Source organism: Calderihabitans maritimus (genome assembly GCF_002207765.1).
In the GTDB taxonomy this organism is placed as follows: domain Bacteria; phylum Bacillota; class KKC1; order Calderihabitantales; family Calderihabitantaceae; genus Calderihabitans; species Calderihabitans maritimus.
In genome coordinates this window covers 36,889-54,140 of the sequence record NZ_BDGJ01000168.1, presented here as the reverse complement: position 1 = coordinate 54,140, position 17,252 = coordinate 36,889, and the positions used below count along the sequence as shown (strand labels likewise).

Below are 17,252 nucleotides of genomic sequence, written 5' to 3'. Positions count from 1 at the left end.
CTCCGCTAGTTTAAGTGTATTATATTTTTCCTGAGGGGTATTGTCAATTAAGAAAATAACTATTTTATCCCCCATAAACGCTCCCACCAGGTAAGTATGTACAGAGTCCACCGTACCAAAGGATGGCGTGTTTTTGATTTTAGTTTATGAACAGTTTCCTCCAACTTCTTCTTGGTTTCTTGCGCCGCATCCAAAGCCAGTTCCAGTTGATGATTACTGCGTAAAACCTTGGCCAGCTCTCCACTGATATCATTCAGCTCCGCCTGTAGGCGAGTTTGACGGTCCTCTGCTTCCTGTCGCAATCGCTCCATTTTCTGATATAACTTATTGATCTCTTGCTGCAGTCCATTTATCGTTTCCTCATAACCTGCTTTTTCCTCCTCCAACCGTCTTGCTCTGTCAACCCACAGGCGACATTGGCGTAAAATGGATGCTGCTTTGGCTTCCAGTTTTTCTTTCTGTCTCTGTAGCAGTTTCAGGTGGTTGCCCATGGCTATCTGCTGAGCTAAAGTGGCAGCAGCTTCTTCACGGGCCTTGTGAGCCTCCTCCAACGAAGCTTTTAGCTCATTCACTTCTCTTGTAAGCGCCGCCCGCTCTTTCTCCCACTTTTCCTGTTGTAAGGCGATATCAGGTAAGATTCTCATTTCTTTCAAGTGTTTCAGGTACGGAGTTTTATTATTTTTCTCTGGTAACAGCAGTTCCTTTAAGAACCACCGATCCTCATCTATCCAAATAAAACGTTCATTGTTCTCCAGCTTTTCCCACATATTGGTTTCTTCTAAGTTTAAATTAAATAGCTGTTGCGCCACTTCTCTCAAAGAAACTGGACATTTACATTGCTGGATTAACTCGTAGATTTTATCTACATCTTTATCTCTTATCTCCTTAAGTAAGCGCCAATCAGCCAGGACCCACTTCCCATTTTCCAATTGAATGAATCTTCCGTCGGAGCTCAACTTCATATTTTTAATTAACTGTTTTTTTCCCTTTCCTCCTCTGGCACCCTTCCCTGCCAATTCCTCTATACTCAAGGGTTTTTTTGCTTTTTGGAGCAGCTTGTACACCCAGTCATTATCCTTATTTCCTTCTTTGTTAAGATACCATAGGTTATCCTCCCCTTGCTTAAAACAGGGATTGTTCTGCAAACAGGTCAGCACGGTTTCTTCAACCTTTTCCGGCAAATAGTCACGAAGCATCTTCGAATGGACCCATTCAACCAAATTGGTTAAGCCTTCGCCGCAGCTATAATATAATTTTTGTTTCAATAGGTCGGTCAGAGAACAAAGATTTCCCGCTATTTCAACATATCGATTATCTTTCAATGAAATACCCCTCCTTTGGACACGGCCATACTATACTTAATTATAAGACAATTTCTGGAAGAAAATTGTTGCTTCTTGTATGAGAAGGAGATTTTTTCAAGTTACAATAATAAAAAAACCCCGGGAGTTGAAAGTTCCCGGGATTGTCGAATTAGCTATTGCTTTTGACCGTCTATGCCTATTTGAACCAAATCGATTGGTATCGATTTTCCGGCATTTTTCATGGCTTCCCTGACGGCCCTTACTAAGCCGGAACAGCAGGGAACCTCCATATAAGCTACGGTTATACTCCGCAAATCATTCAACCGGAAGATATCCGTCAATTTACCCACATAATATTGTAAGTCGTCCAACTTCGGACAGCCGACCAAGACTTTTTTTCCTTTTAACAAGTCCAAGTGGTAATTAGCATAGGCAAAAGGAACGCAGTCGGCAGTCAAAAGCAGATCTGCATTTTGCAAGAAAGAAGCATTGGCCGGAACCAGCATCAACTGCACAGGCCATTGGGTAAGCTGGGAACGAATGCTGATTTTTAGATCACCGGATTCAGCTTCCCGTTCCAGGCGCTTTGTCTTTTCTAAAGACATTACTCTACTTCCCGGACAACTGCCGATCATGTGGGAAGACTGTTTCCTGCTTGCCAGGTGTTCTTTAACTGCTTCTTCATCAAACTCCTCTGCTTCTCTCTTTATAATGGTTATAGCGTCGTTGGGACAGTGCCCCAAACATGCCCCCAAACCATCGCAGTAACGGTCAGCAATTAATCGCGCTTTCCCATCAACAATTTGGATAGCGCCCTCCGCACATGCCGGTACACAGAGACCGCAGCCGTTACATTTATCTTCATCTATCTTGACAATGTTTCTAATTGCCATAGCTATCTCCTCCCTAAAATTTGATTTAATTTAATTGTAATCTGAAATATAATTATAAACTGTGACCTGCTTCACATAGCTACTGTTAAGTTTTTCACTCCGTAATTAAATTTCTTTCCTATAAAGAGAGGAAGTGACAACGAAACACAGAAACAGTAAATACGAAATTATCTAGTCTTAGGAGGGAACACTAAATGACTAAAGTTCAGGTACACGCCGGTGCCTGCGGTTTCTCCACGGTTATTGAAGTCCAGGCCGGAAAAAAAGAAGCGAACTTTCACATTGAAACCCAGTGTCCCAGCGTGCAGAAACTGGCCGCAGAACTGACGCAGGGGGAAACTTTCAAAATTGCTTTTACAAAAATTCTCGATAACCCCGTATTCATCCTGGCAGGAAGACACTTGAAACACCCCGGCTGTCCGGTCCCGGCGGCTATTATTAAAGCTACGGAAGTAGCTGCGGGCTTAGCCGTTCCCAAAAACGCGGAAATAATCTTCAGCCAAAAATAAAAAAAATTTCTTGTAAATTTTAGCCTGCTAAAATTATGCTATGGTAGCAAGGTAGCCTAATTAAAAGCCGGTGAGTTAATCACCGGCTTATTGATTCCAAATAACCAGAAAGCTGATAGGTTTCTGGTTCAGGTTAATTCTGTAGATTTAATCTCCCGGTAGCAGAGGATATCTATGCCGCTTAGTATTTGGACCGTCCTTGAGGCCCCCCTCTTCCCCATCCGGAACTAACTATTCGCTGCCTCCAAGCGGTTGGCTGCTGATATCTCCTCTGGGCCTTACCGCCACACTGGGGGCAGGGCATCCGCTTCCTGTTATTACCCGCACTGTACGACACCTGAAAAAAATGGTTGCAGACTGTACATTGGTAGCGTTTACTCATATTCACAATTATAACCTCCTTCTCAAGCTTTGCATCATCGAAAGGCGGATTTAAATTACCGATAGAACATGTAACATTTTTAATTCCCAGGGCCCAACCTATTATTATACCTTACGCAGTGTAAGAAGTTACTGCGCCATTCCGGGTATCAGACATAGCAATATTTATATATTACTATTAAATCGTAAATTGCAAACATTTGTCAACAATTTTTTCAATAATTTTTTTGAAACTGTCTGTATCTTATTTTTGAGACATGAGTTATTACTTTGCTTAAAAAATACTTCCACTGCCTACACCTTAAATAAAAAATGGCCACCCAAAAACAATCCCCTTAACCCAAAGGTCAACGGGAATATAATTTCCCGTGTGCAACCTACTTTAAAAGGGTCAGTTCAACGTCGTCCCTAATGATTTAAAAGATTACTAGTATCTTTTACAAGCATAAAGTGGCCAATCTGGCCACTTTATGGGTTAAGTAATATACAAACCAGTTTAATATCTTTTTGGCGGGAGTGTGTGGGAATCGAACCCACCGAAGACGGGATCACCGCCTCCCACTGGATTTGAAGTCCAGGCAGGCCACCAGGCCCAATCCACCCCCACAACCGGCACTATCTATTTTAACACGAGTCATAACTGTTTGCAAAAGTTAACCTTTGGAACGAAGTTCTACTTGCATTGCCCAAAAGTCTTCATCATCGACCGATAGGGTTTTGAGGGCTGATATAGATCTCCTGCCCGTTATCAAGTCTCACCATTAACGAATTATACTGGTCGCCCGGGACTATATTGGCTATTTCTTCCTCCTGCAAAATCAAACTGCTGTCAAAAGATGATAATAAGATATGTTTCATCCCATCTTGTTTAGTATTTTGTACCGTAATGCGCCATGCACTCTCCATATCGTTCCCAAAGCATCCTTGTACTAACACCGGTTTGTTGGCCTCAACGTACTGCTGAATCTGGTTTAGTCTTATCCCCATTGATAAAGCCTCCTTCGGATTGTTTTCTTCTCCTTCTTATTCTCTCCTGAAGCAAAACCTCTATACTCTTTTCCCAGCCAGCCAACCCAACCGGTAAACATATCTTATTTAACCGCCCAAATACGCCTTCTTAACGTCTTCGCTCTCGGCCAGTTCTTTAGCGGAACCTTGCAGTACGATTCTGCCTGTTTCCAACACATATCCCTTATGCGCAATTGACAAGGCCATATGGGCATTTTGCTCAACTAACAGAATTGTAGTCCCTGCCTTGTTGATTTCATTAATAATCTCAAATATTTCCTGAACTAAAATAGGTGCCAGTCCCATAGAAGGCTCGTCCAATAGAAGCAATTTAGGCTTGGACATTAATGCCCTCCCGATAGCTAACATCTGCTGCTCTCCGCCGCTCAGCGTTCCCGCTAACTGGTTTTTTCTTTCATATAGGCGGGGAAATCTAGTAAAAACTCGTTCAAAACTTTCCTTAATTTTTTTCCTGTCCTTCTCTAGATAAGCGCCTAATTCCAAATTCTCCATCACAGTGAGGTTGGCAAATACCCGTCGGCCTTCCGGCACATGGGAAATACCTTGTTTAACTATATGCTGGGCAGGCATTCCAGTTATATCTTTATCCATGAAGAAAATATTGCCGTTTTGAGGCCTCAACAACCCGGAAATCGTTCGCAAGGTAGTGCTCTTACCTGCTCCATTAGCTCCTATTAAGGTAACAATTTCACCTGCTTTTACCTCTAGGGAAACCCCTTTCAGTGCATGGATTGCGCCATACTTTACATCGATATTTTCAACCCTAAGCACGCTTGACCTCCTCTCCCAGGTAAGCTTCTATAACCTTGGGATCGTTCTGTATCTCTTCCGGGGTTCCATGAGCTATAACTTTTCCGTAGTCCAACACATAGATGCGTTCACATATACCCATTACTAAAGACATATCATGTTCTATGAGCAGTATAGTTAAATCAAACTCATTCCTTACCCAGCGAATCAAATTCATCAATTCTCTGGTTTCCTGAGGGTTCATGCCTGCCGCAGGTTCATCAAGTAGTAACAAGCGAGGACGAGCAGCTAAAGCCCTGGCAATTTCTAACCGTCTTTGTTCTCCGTAGGGCAAGTTCTTCGCAAGTTCATTTTTTTTATGATCTAATCGAAATATTTTTAAAAGTTCTTCCGCTTTTTCGGTCATAATCTTTTCTCCGGCATTAAAACCCGGCAGGCGCAAAATAGTACTTAACAATCCATATTGACCGTGCCAGTGGCAAGCAATCTTGACATTATCTAACACCGTTAGGTCGGCAAAAAGACGAATATTTTGGAAAGTACGGGCCATACCCATGGCGGTAATCTGGTACGGTTTGCTTCCGGTTATGTTTTTGCCGGCAAAATATATATTTCCTTCGGTAGGAGGGTATACGCCGGTAAGAAGATTAAAAATGGTGGTTTTACCTGCCCCGTTAGGCCCAATCAGTCCTACCAGTTCCCCTGGGTATAGTTCTATCTGACATCTAGATACAGCCGTTAGTCCGCCAAAGACCTTAGACAGTTGTTCCACTTTGAGTACCGGTTCCACGACTTTCACTCCTGTTCTTGCGGAATAAATCAAAGCTTAATTCCTTTGTTCCCATTAGTCCCTGTGGACGGTAAATCATCACTACCAGCAGAATAACAGAATATATAACCATGCGAAGGGCGGCTAGATCCTGTAGTAAGGCATTAATACCTGTAATTACTACGGCAGCTATAATTGAACCCGTCAGGCTTCCCAGCCCACCTAGAACTACCATAACCAGAGCGTCAAAGGATTTCAGAAAAGAAAAGGTATTCGGTTGAATCAAGAAGAAATAATGGGCGTATAAAGAGCCGGCTACCCCTGCAAAAAAAGCGCCAATGGAAAATGCCATAACTTTATACTTGGTGGTGTTGATGCCCATAGTTTCCGCAGCAATTTCGTCCTCCCTTACCGCTAAACAAGCTCGCCCGTGCGTAGAATTAATAAAATTACGTAAAATTACCACCGTTAAAACCGTATAAAGGAATAGCCAGTTCCAGTTGGTCAGTTGGGGAATGCCGATCAAACCAGCTGCTCCCCCTACGTATTCGATGTTCAAGAGAATAACCTTTATAATTTCTCCCATACCTAACGTAGCGATGGCCAAATAATCTCCCCGCAGCCTCAATGTAGGTATTCCAATCAGCACACCCATAATCGCAGCCGCAATTGCCCCAACCACGGTGGCCAACAGGAACGGCTGTCCGAACTTCATAGTTAGAACCGCGGAGATGTAGGCGCCGATTGCCATAAAACCGGCATGCCCCAAGGCCAGTTGCCCCGTAAAGCCAACAATCAAGTTTAGACTGGTAGCCATGATTATATTGATACCCATCAAAAACAAATTAACCTGCTGAAACGGGTTAATCAAATTCTTACTGATGGCTACGGATACCAAAAAATATACTGCCACCAACGCAACTACGATCAGAACTGTCTCCTTCGCCACTCTTCCTGCCTTTTTCATAAAGTTTCCCACCTACACTTTCTCTCCTGCGTCTTTGCCCAGAAGCCCCGAGGGCTTCACCAGAAGGATCAGAATTAGTATCCCGTACGCCACTGCGTCCCTAAACATGGAACTCCAATAGCCACTTACCAACGCTTCAATTATGCCCAGCAAAAACCCTCCGGCCATGGCCCCGGGGATAACGCCAATTCCTCCCAAAACTGCCGCTACAAAAGCTTTTAGACCCGGAACCAACCCCATCAGAGGATGGATGGTGTTATAGTAAATGCCCAACAATATCCCTGCTACCGCAGCTAAGGCGGACCCAAGGGCAAAAGTGAAGGAAATGGTGGTATCTACATTAATTCCCATCAGTCGAGCCGCATCCTTATCGAGTGAAACTGCTCGCATTGCTTTGCCCATTTTAGTTCGCTTTACGATATACTGGAGCATAACCATCATGACAACGGTTACAGCAAAAATTAAGATCTGACGGCTGGTTATAACCACCTGCCCGTTAAAAAACCTGTATTGTATATTTGGAATAACCTGCGGAAATGAACGGTATTCAGCCCCTAACACTAACAAACCCGTATTTTGTAAAAACAGCGACATTCCTATTGCCGTAATTAATGCTGCTAAGCGCGTGGAGTTCCTTAATGGTTTATAAGCTATCCGTTCAATCAACATGCCTAAAACAGCAGCTCCAGCCATGGATAAGATTAGCGAACTGAATAAATCAAGCCCCAAAACAGTGATCGAAAAAAAACCTATATAGGTCCCCACCATGAGTATTTCTCCGTGAGCAAAGTTAATCAATTGGATAATACCGTAGACCATAGTGTATCCCAGGGCTATCAAGGCATATATGCTTCCAAGCGAAACTCCGTTGAGTACTTGTTGTAAAAATTCTGCCAATTATGTCACTCCCATCCAGTCTTGAGATACAAAGGGAAAGGAGGGGGTATAAGACCCCCTCCATTCGACCCGGGTATTTTCCAAAATTATTCAGGCATTTTCTTAGTCCTGAGCTGTTGCTTACCGTCTACCATCTCGATTATCGCAATCTCTTTTACGGGGTTGTGCTGCTCATCAAAAGTTAGCTTACCAGTAACAGCATCAAAATCCTTGGTAGCTGCTAAAGCGTCTTTAATCTTTTCGGGGTCTGCTGCACCGGCGCGCTCGATAGCATCGGCAATCAGATAGGCGGCATCATAACCAAGAGCGGCGAAAGAACTCGGTGTTTCTCCATACTTCTCCTCGTAAGCCTTGACAAATTTTTGTACTTTTTCGCTGGGGTCTTGAGGGCTGTAATGGTTGGTGAAGAAAGTGTTGTTAAGCGCATCTGCGCCAGCAATTTCTACCAATACCGGGCTATCCCATCCGTCAGCGCCGAGGAAAGGAGCATCGATTCCCAACTCCCGACCTTGGCTGATAATTTTGCCCACTTTTTCATAGTAAGCCGGGACGTAAATAATGTCGGCTCCAGCATTCTTGAAGTTCGTCAAGACAGCCCGGAAATCCTGGTCTTCTTTGACAAATCCTTCCTCAGCAACAACTTCTCCACCCAGTTTCTCGAATTCCTCTGCAAAGACTTGAGCCAATCCTTTGCTATAGTCATTAGTGGTATCATAAAGAATTGCTGCCTTCCGTGCTCCCAAGTCATCGTATGCAAATTTAGCCCCGACAATCCCTTGCGGCGGATCGATGAAGCAAGTACGGAAAATATATTCCCTAGTATTGCCGTTATCATCCACCGTAACTTTCGGATTAGTAGCAGAAGTGGTCACAAGAGGAACTTTGTATTGAGTAGCTACTGGTACCGCTGCCAAAGTGTCACCAGTGGTAGCTGCACCCAAGTGAACAACCACTTTCTCCTGGGTGATTAATTTAGTGGCAACACTGGTCGATTCGGCAGCATCGGATTTGTTATCCAAAACAATCGGTTTAATAGTAGCGCCGTCGAGAACGCCTCCTGCGGCATTAATTTCTTCAAAAGCCAGCAATATCCCATTGACTGTTTGCTTGCCGAAGGTTGCTACGTCGCCGGAGAGTTCATAATTAACCCCTATCTTGATCTCTTCAACTTTAGCCGCTTCTCCGGTTTCTTTAGCTGGTTCTCCGCTTTCAGACGTTCCCTCTTTCTTCTCTCCGCTTTCACCGGAAGGGGTAGTACACCCAACAACTAGACCGGCAATTAACAATATAACCAAAAGCAGACTTAGCTTTTTTCCAAACTTCATGTTATAGACCTCCTTAAGCAGTCTGGTTTTCGGAAACAATGGCTCTAACCTTCTTTGTCCCTGCTCCCACCCCCAATTGGCCTACCTAAACTGCTACTCTTATTTCGGTAAGTCCGGCTCGAATCCTTCTTCATATTCACCCCATGCTTACAGTACAAGCTTACTATATTATATACTGCAGCCCTTCTTCTGTCAATTCCTGACAACTATGCATTCTAAAAAACTCACCCTTGGTTTTTACTATATAAAACCCTTATATCCCCTACTCTCCGGGTAAATCTCACTTGGTCAAAATACTCTAGCAGAGGAAGTACAAATTTACGGGAACTTTCGAGCAAATCCCTGGCTTCTCCCAGGGAAATCTGTTCATGCTTTGAAAGATAATTGCCAATCTTTTCTTGAGCTACTTTTACAGCATCGGCATGAAAAAAGAGATCTTCACTTACTTTGACTAGCTTGTCGGTACGCAATAAATAGCGCAGTAGCTCTTCCAGTTGTTCACCAGTAATTCCTATTCTATCTTGTATATGCGCCAAACTGGGAGGTTGAAATAAATTCTCTTTGAAAATTTGTTCAATCTGATTTAATATTCGTCTTTGTTTCGGATCAGGAATACATTGAAAATCAGATTTAGCTACAAAATTGCCCTTGATCCGGATTATTCCCTGCTGCGCCCAATGCTGTAATAAAAGATTGAAGGCTTTTGCGGACAGTAGGGCAAACTGGCGAGAACGCAATTCTTCTTTCGGAATACCTTCCCGCAAAGAAAAACGGCTATGATAATCCTCCAAAAGCTCCAGAGCATCCTTCTCCCAAATCTTTAATTGTTGAGCGTCCACTAAAAAAGTTTCCGTCTCCCCAGAAATTATTTGTATTAAATTTTTGTCTTTTAACTTGTTAGCAGCCTTAAGTACTTCATCCTTTAACATTCCTACTTTTTTAGCAACCTCCTGCAGTTCTATCAAGGGAACCGAATGGGACTTAACAGCCTGCAGGACTAATTCGGCAGGAGTCCCAGTCAATTTAGTGTCCAAAGCTTTTATGATCTCTGGACGAAATCTTTTGTGTTTTGCAGCCACCGGTTCCACCACAGTGCCTCCGCCTAAGGTATACATGGGTGAGTAATTGCGGATCACAAACCGGTCATTTTTTGCTGCCACTACCGGCTTTTCCATGACCATCTGAGCATAAGCCGTCTCACCAGGCAACAATTCATCGCGATCCAGCAGCACAACCCTCCCTAATATTTCGCTGGTACCAAGGTGCACACGCACCCTCGCCCGGTGTTGCAAAGGCTTCTCCATTCTGTTTAACAAATGTAACTTAACGTCCATACGATAGGAAGGTTGCCATACGCCCGGCGTTGCTAAAACATCTCCCCGCTCAACCTGATGCACCTCTAGTCCGGCCAGGTTGACCGCTACCCGCTGGCCGGCCAGTGCAGAAGAAACTGTTTCTCCATGAATTTGTAGGTTTCTAACTCTCGACCGCAAGCCATGGGGCAAAATCTCTAATTCATCTCCCGTGCGGATGCTTCCGCTCCAAAGGGTTCCGGTTACCACCGTGCCAAAACCGGTAACGGAAAACACCCGGTCAATAGGCAATCGGACATACCCCTCTGAAGATTTAGGAGGAGTAGTTTCAGCCAACTCCTCCAGCAGTCTGCGGAGCTCTGAAATACCTTCTCCTGTCAAGGCTGATACCGCTACCATCGGCGAATGTTCTAACACCGTCCCCCTGACCGTTTCTCTTACCTCTTCTTGAACGAGCTCCAGCCACTCATCATCTACCAGGTCCTTTTTAGTAATAACAATAATCCCCCGCTTTATCTGAAGCAAATCAATAATATCCAAATGTTCCTGGGTCTGAGGCATAACTCCCTCGTCGGCAGCAACGACCAGCAAGACCAAGTCAATACCGCCTACTCCCGCCAACATTTGTTTTATAAAACGCTCATGCCCGGGCACATCTACCAGCCCTAGTTTAAGGCCGTTAGAAAGAACCAAAGGAGCAAAACCTAACTCAATGGAGATACCTCTTTCTTTTTCTTCTTTCAATCGGTCCGTATCCACTCCGGTCAACGCTTTGACAAGCACTGTTTTGCCGTGATCTATGTGGCCGGCAGTACCCACAATGATGTAGTCCACCAAGATTCCCCCTTTGAGTTGTAAAACATCTGAAATCACAGACATGATTTGAGCCGTTCCACCAACAAGCTTATCTCGTCTTCGAAAACCGTTCTCAAATCCAGAACTATACAATCGTCCTTTATTCTGACCAGTACCGCTGGATCTCCTGTCCGCAAACAAGCTGCTACTTTCTCCGCCGAAAGGAATTTAGGCTTCACCGAAACCAATTTTGTCTTCAGCTCAGTCGTGGGAAGGGCTCCTCCTCCTGCCTGGGAAAAACCATCGGTTAGGAATACCGCTGCTTTATCGCCTATTTCTTTTTTCAACTCTCCCGCCAGCTTTCGAGCCCGAACGGCAATTAATTCCTCCGGCATGGTTAGCATTCTTAACGTTGGAATGTTTTCTATTGCCTTTGTCTCATCCAAATACTCTCTTAAAGTGGCTTCCAGCGCCGCCAAGGTAAGTTTGTCAATTCTTAGAGCTCTGGTCAGCGGATTTTTCTTCATGGCTGCTACATAGTCCTTTTTCCCTACGATAATCCCTGCCTGGGGTCCGCCCAACAACTTGTCCCCGCTAAAGGTTACCACATCTACCCCTGCCGCAACACTGTCTTGAACCCGCGGTTCGTCCTTAATACCATATTGCTGTAGATCTATCAGAAAACCGCTTCCCAAATCCTCTAAAACTGGAATGTTATATTTTTTCCCCAGTTCCACTAATTCTGACGCAGTAGTTTCATGAGAAAAACCTACAATCCTGTAATTACTGGTATGTACTTTCAAAAGAAGAGCCGTGTTCTCTGTAATGGCCTGCTCGTAGTCCTGTATATAAGTCTTATTAGTCGTTCCTACTTCTACTAATTTCACGCCGCTCTGTTTCATAACTTCCGGAATGCGAAACGAGCCACCTATTTCTACCAGTTGGCCTCTTGAGACTATAGCTTCTCGACCGTTGGCCAGGGTGTTGAGCGCTAATAATACGGCGGCCGCATTGTTGTTAACAACCAGGGCCGCTTCCGCCCCGGTTAAACGAGTCAATAAGTCTTCAACATGTTCGTACCGGGAACCCCGCGACCCTTTTTCCAAATCTATCTCAAGGTTACAATAAGTAGAAGCGATTCTCCTCACTGCCTCCTGAGCTTTGGGGCTTAATACAGACCTGCCTAGGTTAGTATGCACAATTACGCCTGTAGCGTTGATAGCCGGCCGCAAATTGCTCTGGCTTTTTTTAATTACTAGTTTCTCCGTTCGCAACACAACTTCGTCAATTGTTAAGGTTTCCTCGGCTTTCATACCGGCAATCAAATTCTGCCGATATACATCCAAAACTTCCCGCACACTTTCTACTACCAAAGTACGAGGATAATCCTCCAGTAAATTTTTAATTCTTTCGTTTTGAAGCACTTGTTCAACCGCAGGAATTCTCTGCAACGACTTTTGTTTTTGACCGTCCATAATCGCCCACCTTTCCCAGGGTGGATATTATTTATGTCTTTTTTCTAATGTATTCTACCTTAAATCATTTTTTTTGTAAAACATCGGCCCTAAGGTAGTGTTTAAAAAAAAAGAGCCTCTTTGGGCTCTGGATAATCAAACAGCATCCCTGATTAAAGCAATCCAGGTATTAGTATCTACTACGCCGGTAACGGGAAGTCCTTTTTGTCTCTGAAACGCTTTGACTGCTGCTTCTGTCCGGGGACCAAATATACCGTCAATAGGGCCTGGATCAAATCCTGCTCTGGTCAGCAATAGTTGAAGCACTCTGACCGCCGGACCACGAGAGGTTCGCCTTAACGTTGGAAAGAAATCGACTCCAGGAGCACCGATAGGGATATTAATTATTTGTCCAGGAAATATTAAATCCGGGTCACTAATTTGAGGGTTAGCAGCTATTAGGAGAGCCAAGCTAATATTAAACCGACGAGCAATACTCGACAAAGTATCCCCTGGCTGTACTACATACTGCATGTAAAAGCCTCCCCTACTCCAAAGTTTTCCTAACCTATTCTATGATTGGGAGTAGGAAAGGGTTAACAACTTGTTCACGTTATAATTGAATAATCTGTTCCTCAAACTGAGTCAACTTTTCCAATCCGTTCTTTCGTACCACAAAAGTATTTTCTATACCTACCGTTCCGTATTCGGGAAAGATAAACTTGGGTTCCAAAGCAATAACCATGCCCTCCTGAAGAGAAACAGGAAACTTTCTGGCTATGACCGGTAACTCGTCCAGTTCAAGTCCTACCCCATGTCCAACAAAAGACACTTTTTCTCCATAACCCATAAAGTGGGCTCCAAAACCTGAACTTTCCGCCATATCCAGAGCCATTTGATACAGGTCCTGGCATACTGCCCCTGGACGAGCAGCCTCTACCAAAGCCTCTTGAATTTCCAAGGCGACTTGGTGAGCTTTAACCAGTTTTTCCGGTAAGGAACCGATAACAAAGATTCTGGTCATATCGACTATGTACCCATTATAGAGTCCAACATAGTCAATAAATATAGGTTCATTTTCTTCTACAATTTTCCAACCCGCACCTAAAGGATAGGCGGGAGAAGGCCCCGGTCCACCGGTAGGTCCGTCAAAATAGCTTTTTACGGCTCCGCTTTTCCCAGACATAAGGTTTCCGTAAAAGAGTTCCTGATCAAAACCCCTAAGTCGTACGCCCCCCTGATGACCTGACCGCCTCGCAAAGAACTCAATTCTTGCCGCCAGTTCCAATTCCGAAATTCCAGGTTTCAACTCCTGTGCAATATTGCTGAACACCTTCTCCTGTAATCGAGCCGATTGCTTTAATAAGTCAATTTCGTAAGGCGATTTAATCATACGTATCTCCCGGATAGTTGAACCAATATCAACAATTTGCCACTCAGGAAAATGTTCCTGATACCACCGGAAATGGCGAACAGGCAAAACATCAAGCTCCATTCCTATATGTGCCTTGGGTTGATAACAACCAAAACTTTTCATTATCTCGATCACTTTTCTCTGACTGGGCAAATAAACCACATGACGAAGAGGAGATTCTTTTTGTGCTCTCTCAAAATCTTTCTTGACCATTAGCAGGGATTCTCCAGTAACCGGTACATAAAGATAAGCCTGTTGTGCCGTTCCCGTGAAATAAAATAGGTCTGCTCTGTACAATATTAAAGCACCATCCAAGTTCTGTTCTTGCAAGGCATGTTGAAGCTTTTCTATACGCCGATAACATTCCTCGGCCGGTGTATGTTCCATAATCAATCCTCCTTCTGTCTGCAGCTTACTGGAAGCAGTTTTGTTCACCAATCATAAAAAAATAACCTTCTTAAAGGTTATTTTAAATTTAGAAGAACCATTTCCCTTTTTAAAATTCATTTTCTTTTCTCTTTCCTTTTTTCTTTAAAATCCCTGTCTGCTCCCGAAAGGCAGTTAACTATTTCTTCTCTCATTTTCTTCTCCATAAGGGAGAGGAATATACTGGACCGAAGGACGGCGCTGCGGAGGCTGAGGATAAAGTTCCATTAACAGATATATTTCTTTGAACAGTTTTTTGCTAACTGGCAGCCCCCAACTTTCAAGCTGTTCACAAGTTATGGGGTAGTCGTGGGTCCACCGGCCTTCGGTTAAGGCTTTAGCAATTTCTCTGGCTTTTTCTTCGGACATTTTTTCTTTCAGCAGAGTAAACACATAATTTTCTACTTGAGCCACGGCCTTGCGAGCCACGTCAGCTAGAATAAGCGTTCTATCTTCTACTCTATTAACGTCCTTTTCCCTGACCGTATTTAAAATGGATACGGCAGGATACTGTCCTAACTGAGGATCTACAGGACCTAATACAGCATTTTCATCCATCACTATTTCATCGGCAGCCAGGGCAATTAAAGTACCCCCTGACATGGCATAGTGAGGCACGAAAACCGTAACTTTAGCCGGGTGCTTCTGTAACGCGTGAGCTATCTGTTCTGCTGCCAATACCAGGCCGCCGGGTGTATGTAATATCAAATCAATAGGCATATCGTCAGGAGTAAGACGAATGGCTCTCAAAATCTGCTCCGAATCCTCAACATTAATATATCTACTAATGGGCAGACCCAAAAAACTAAGGGATTCCTGGCGATGTATCATGGTAATTACCCTGGAGCCTCGCTTTTTCTCTATTTTGCGTATAAGTTTGACTCTCATTGCCCTCAGTTGATGCTGCTTCCATAACGGCAAAAGACTTAGAATAATAAATATGGTCCAAAAAAGGTCAAACCCAGACATTTTATTTTCGCTCCTTTTTCTATACCTTTATGTTTAACTCATCCTAAATGCTCTTATTTAGGTCTATGTCTATGAATATTTTGCAACCAGGCAATCAAAAATATTAATGAGACAAAACTTCCAGAAGGGAGGACTTTTCTTTGGCTCTCGTCCGTTGGGATCCACTTCGAGAATTAAGCCAATTGAGAAACCAGATGAATCAAGTATTTGAGCGTTTATACGACCCCTTTATGTTACAACGCTATGAAGCCTACGAACCGAAACTTGATGTTTACGAAACCGACACAGAGGTAATAGCTACGGCTGAAATACCGGGATTGGAAAACAAAGAAGACCTCCAAGTTTCCGTTACCGAGGACAGTTTATCCATCCAAGGAGAATTAAAAAGAAAAAGTGAGATCAAAGAACAAAATTTCTATCGCTCAGAGCGCTTCTTTGGCACCTTTTCCCGTACCATTCCTCTCCCTGCCAGGGTAGAACCAGACAAAGCTAAAGCTTTTTATAAAAACGGGATTTTGGAGGTGCGAATACCCAAGGTGGGAGACACCAGGAAAAAGATTATTCCAGTAGACATTCATTAGCTACCAAAAGACGGCTCTTCCGCCATGAAGAACCGTCTTTTTTTCTCTCTCAAAGCAAACTTTTTTCAGATGTCTTGTATAAAAATTCCGCTAACAGCATATACTCTAGCCGTACAGAGTCGTGTGAGGGAGGTTTAAAATGTCTAGTTTTTCATCTTTTATATTTCGACGACATTCAGCACCTGAACTTCGTCTCCCCCCAAAAATTAAGTATCATTACGAAGACCCCCACGTTGTATATAACCTTAGCCAAACATTAAAAAAACACCTGGCAGTACTGGATCCTAAGCAAAATCGTCCTCTTATCGTCCTTGGTATTGGAACCGATCGTTCAACCGGCGATAGCTTGGGTCCTTTGGTAGGCACCAAATTACAAGAAATGACCAAAGATCTAACTATTTATGGCTCTTTAGATGAGCCGGTTCATGCGAGCAATTTGGAACAGAAACTAAAAGAAATAGGCGCGAATTATGATAATCCTCTTATTATTGCCGTTGATGCATGCCTCGGCCTTAGCGAAAACATAGGTTTTATAACCTTGGCTCCCGGTTCCCTGAAACCGGGAGCCGGTGTGCACAAGAATTTGCCCCCGGTGGGACATGTTCATTTTACCGGTACTGTAAATGTTGGAGGATATATGGAATACTTTGTCTTGCAGAATACCCGGCTTAACCTAGTCATGAAAATGGCCAACAAAATAGCTTTGAGTATTTATCACGGTTGTCTTCAGCTACAGCCGGTTAAAACCAGAGCAGGTATCTCTTCGGAAAAAATTCAGTAAATACTTTATAATAATCGAGCCTCATTTATGATCAATTCCAGTTGACATCCTAAAAAAGCCGCAGCCCTACGGCACATTAACATTTTAGTTAGGAACATTTCAAAATATTCCATCACCGGACAAATAGTGGTATCAATAGACAGCCGGATACGAATTATTCGATTATCGGAATCTATTTCCAGAGAGGATTTTTCCACCGCGTAGTTAACCCGGTCACGAGGTGTAAACGCCGCTTTATCAAACTTCCGCACACGGGTACGATGTACGTCAGCCTTATCGGCAATAATTACCGCAGCCGATACGGCGCTTACCACGTATCCACTTTTTTCTTCATGACTGCCCACAGCTCCCATTATGACAGCAATTTCCTCCGCAGGCATCCCCATTTTCTTAAGAATCTCATATAAAATAAAGCCACCGATTCGTCCATGTTCATACCGACTTACCAAGTTGCCTAAATCATGAAGGTATCCCGCTATAGCCGCCAATTCCGCCTCCCTTTCCGGGTATCCCAGAGATTTTAGGATGCGATAACTGTTGGCCGAAACCATCTCTACGTGACGGTAGCTGTGTTCTATCGCACCCATATGCCCTAAATATTCATGGGCTTTCTTCATGTACGCATTAATTTCCTCATTATTTACTATATCTGCCAGCTTAATCAATATATACCCTCCCCCGGTACATCAATATTG

General features: G+C 43.7%; 17 protein-coding genes and 1 tRNA gene. 3 read left to right on the top strand and 15 right to left on the bottom strand.

Annotation, left to right across the window (positions count from 1 at the left end; all coding sequences use genetic code 11):
• Positions 1-59: 59 nt before the first annotated feature.
• A complete protein-coding gene (locus KKC1_RS12480; RefSeq protein ID WP_088554766.1) occupies positions 60-1,322 on the bottom strand; it encodes a hypothetical protein in 1,263 nt (420 codons plus the stop codon).
• 155 nt (positions 1,323-1,477) lie between these two features.
• Positions 1,478-2,197 (bottom strand): ATP-binding protein, encoded by a 720-nt coding sequence (locus KKC1_RS12475; RefSeq protein WP_088554765.1) that lies wholly within the window; start codon positions 2,195-2,197, stop codon positions 1,478-1,480.
• Positions 2,198-2,391: 194 nt separating this feature from the next.
• Between KKC1_RS12475 and KKC1_RS12470 the strand changes: the two genes are divergently transcribed.
• Positions 2,392-2,706, top strand: a complete 315-nt coding sequence (locus tag KKC1_RS12470) for a DUF6951 family protein (RefSeq protein WP_088554764.1) — start codon at positions 2,392-2,394, stop codon at positions 2,704-2,706.
• 889 nt (positions 2,707-3,595) lie between these two features.
• Here the strand turns inward: KKC1_RS12470 and KKC1_RS12465 are convergent.
• The 12 genes from KKC1_RS12465 to KKC1_RS12410 all read right to left on the bottom strand — a co-directional run bounded on the left by KKC1_RS12465 (position 3,596) and on the right by KKC1_RS12410 (position 15,195).
• Positions 3,596-3,692, bottom strand: a tRNA-Sec gene (locus KKC1_RS12465).
• Positions 3,693-3,786: 94 nt separating this feature from the next.
• On the bottom strand, positions 3,787-4,074 hold the full coding sequence (locus KKC1_RS12460) for a hypothetical protein (RefSeq protein ID WP_088554763.1): 288 nt from the start codon (positions 4,072-4,074) through the stop codon (positions 3,787-3,789).
• Between the two features lie 108 nt (positions 4,075-4,182).
• Entirely contained in the window at positions 4,183-4,887 is a 705-nt protein-coding gene (locus tag KKC1_RS12455; RefSeq protein WP_088554762.1) for an ABC transporter ATP-binding protein, read from the bottom strand.
• Positions 4,880-5,665 carry an ABC transporter ATP-binding protein gene (locus KKC1_RS12450; RefSeq protein ID WP_088554761.1) on the bottom strand — a complete coding sequence of 262 codons (786 nt, stop codon included), beginning with the start codon at positions 5,663-5,665 and terminating at the stop codon, positions 4,880-4,882. Before KKC1_RS12450 ends, KKC1_RS12455 begins: the two co-directional genes overlap by 8 nt.
• The gene (locus KKC1_RS12445; protein WP_088554760.1) at positions 5,622-6,602 is read right to left on the bottom strand and encodes a branched-chain amino acid ABC transporter permease; all 981 of its coding nucleotides are present in this window, start codon (positions 6,600-6,602) and stop codon (positions 5,622-5,624) included. Before KKC1_RS12445 ends, KKC1_RS12450 begins: the two co-directional genes overlap by 44 nt.
• A 12-nt stretch (positions 6,603-6,614) precedes the next feature.
• On the bottom strand, positions 6,615-7,499 hold the full coding sequence (locus KKC1_RS12440; RefSeq protein ID WP_088554759.1) for a branched-chain amino acid ABC transporter permease: 885 nt from the start codon (positions 7,497-7,499) through the stop codon (positions 6,615-6,617).
• An 86-nt stretch (positions 7,500-7,585) separates the two neighbouring features.
• Positions 7,586-8,824, bottom strand: coding sequence for an ABC transporter substrate-binding protein (locus KKC1_RS12435; protein WP_088554758.1), 1,239 nt, complete (start codon positions 8,822-8,824; stop codon positions 7,586-7,588).
• A gap of 224 nt (positions 8,825-9,048) precedes the next feature.
• Complete coding sequence (gene selB / locus KKC1_RS12430; protein ID WP_088554917.1) at positions 9,049-10,971, bottom strand: selenocysteine-specific translation elongation factor; 1,923 nt, start codon at positions 10,969-10,971, stop codon at positions 9,049-9,051.
• 35 nt (positions 10,972-11,006) lie between these two features.
• Positions 11,007-12,407, bottom strand: a complete 1,401-nt coding sequence (gene selA, locus KKC1_RS12425) for an L-seryl-tRNA(Sec) selenium transferase (protein ID WP_088554757.1) — start codon at positions 12,405-12,407, stop codon at positions 11,007-11,009.
• 135 nt (positions 12,408-12,542) lie between these two features.
• On the bottom strand, positions 12,543-12,920 hold the full coding sequence (locus KKC1_RS16875) for a PGRP and LysM peptidoglycan-binding domain-containing protein (protein WP_088554756.1): 378 nt from the start codon (positions 12,918-12,920) through the stop codon (positions 12,543-12,545).
• A 79-nt stretch (positions 12,921-12,999) separates the two neighbouring features.
• Complete coding sequence (locus tag KKC1_RS12415) at positions 13,000-14,187, bottom strand: M24 family metallopeptidase (protein ID WP_088554755.1); 1,188 nt, start codon at positions 14,185-14,187, stop codon at positions 13,000-13,002.
• 174 nt (positions 14,188-14,361) lie between these two features.
• Positions 14,362-15,195 (bottom strand): SDH family Clp fold serine proteinase, encoded by an 834-nt coding sequence (locus KKC1_RS12410; protein ID WP_088554754.1) that lies wholly within the window; start codon positions 15,193-15,195, stop codon positions 14,362-14,364.
• A 140-nt stretch (positions 15,196-15,335) separates the two neighbouring features.
• Between KKC1_RS12410 and KKC1_RS12405 the strand changes: the two genes are divergently transcribed.
• Together KKC1_RS12405 and yyaC are read left to right on the top strand one after the other, a co-directional pair.
• A complete protein-coding gene (locus tag KKC1_RS12405; RefSeq protein ID WP_088554753.1) occupies positions 15,336-15,776 on the top strand; it encodes an Hsp20/alpha crystallin family protein in 441 nt (146 codons plus the stop codon).
• 139 nt (positions 15,777-15,915) lie between these two features.
• Entirely contained in the window at positions 15,916-16,557 is a 642-nt protein-coding gene (yyaC, locus tag KKC1_RS12400; protein ID WP_088554752.1) for a spore protease YyaC, read from the top strand.
• 5 nt (positions 16,558-16,562) lie between these two features.
• On the opposite strand, the gene KKC1_RS12395 is transcribed toward yyaC, so the two are convergent.
• Positions 16,563-17,222: an HD domain-containing protein gene (locus tag KKC1_RS12395; RefSeq protein WP_088554751.1), complete on the bottom strand. Its 660-nt coding sequence runs from the start codon at positions 17,220-17,222 to the stop codon at positions 16,563-16,565.
• Positions 17,223-17,252 lie beyond the last annotated feature (30 nt).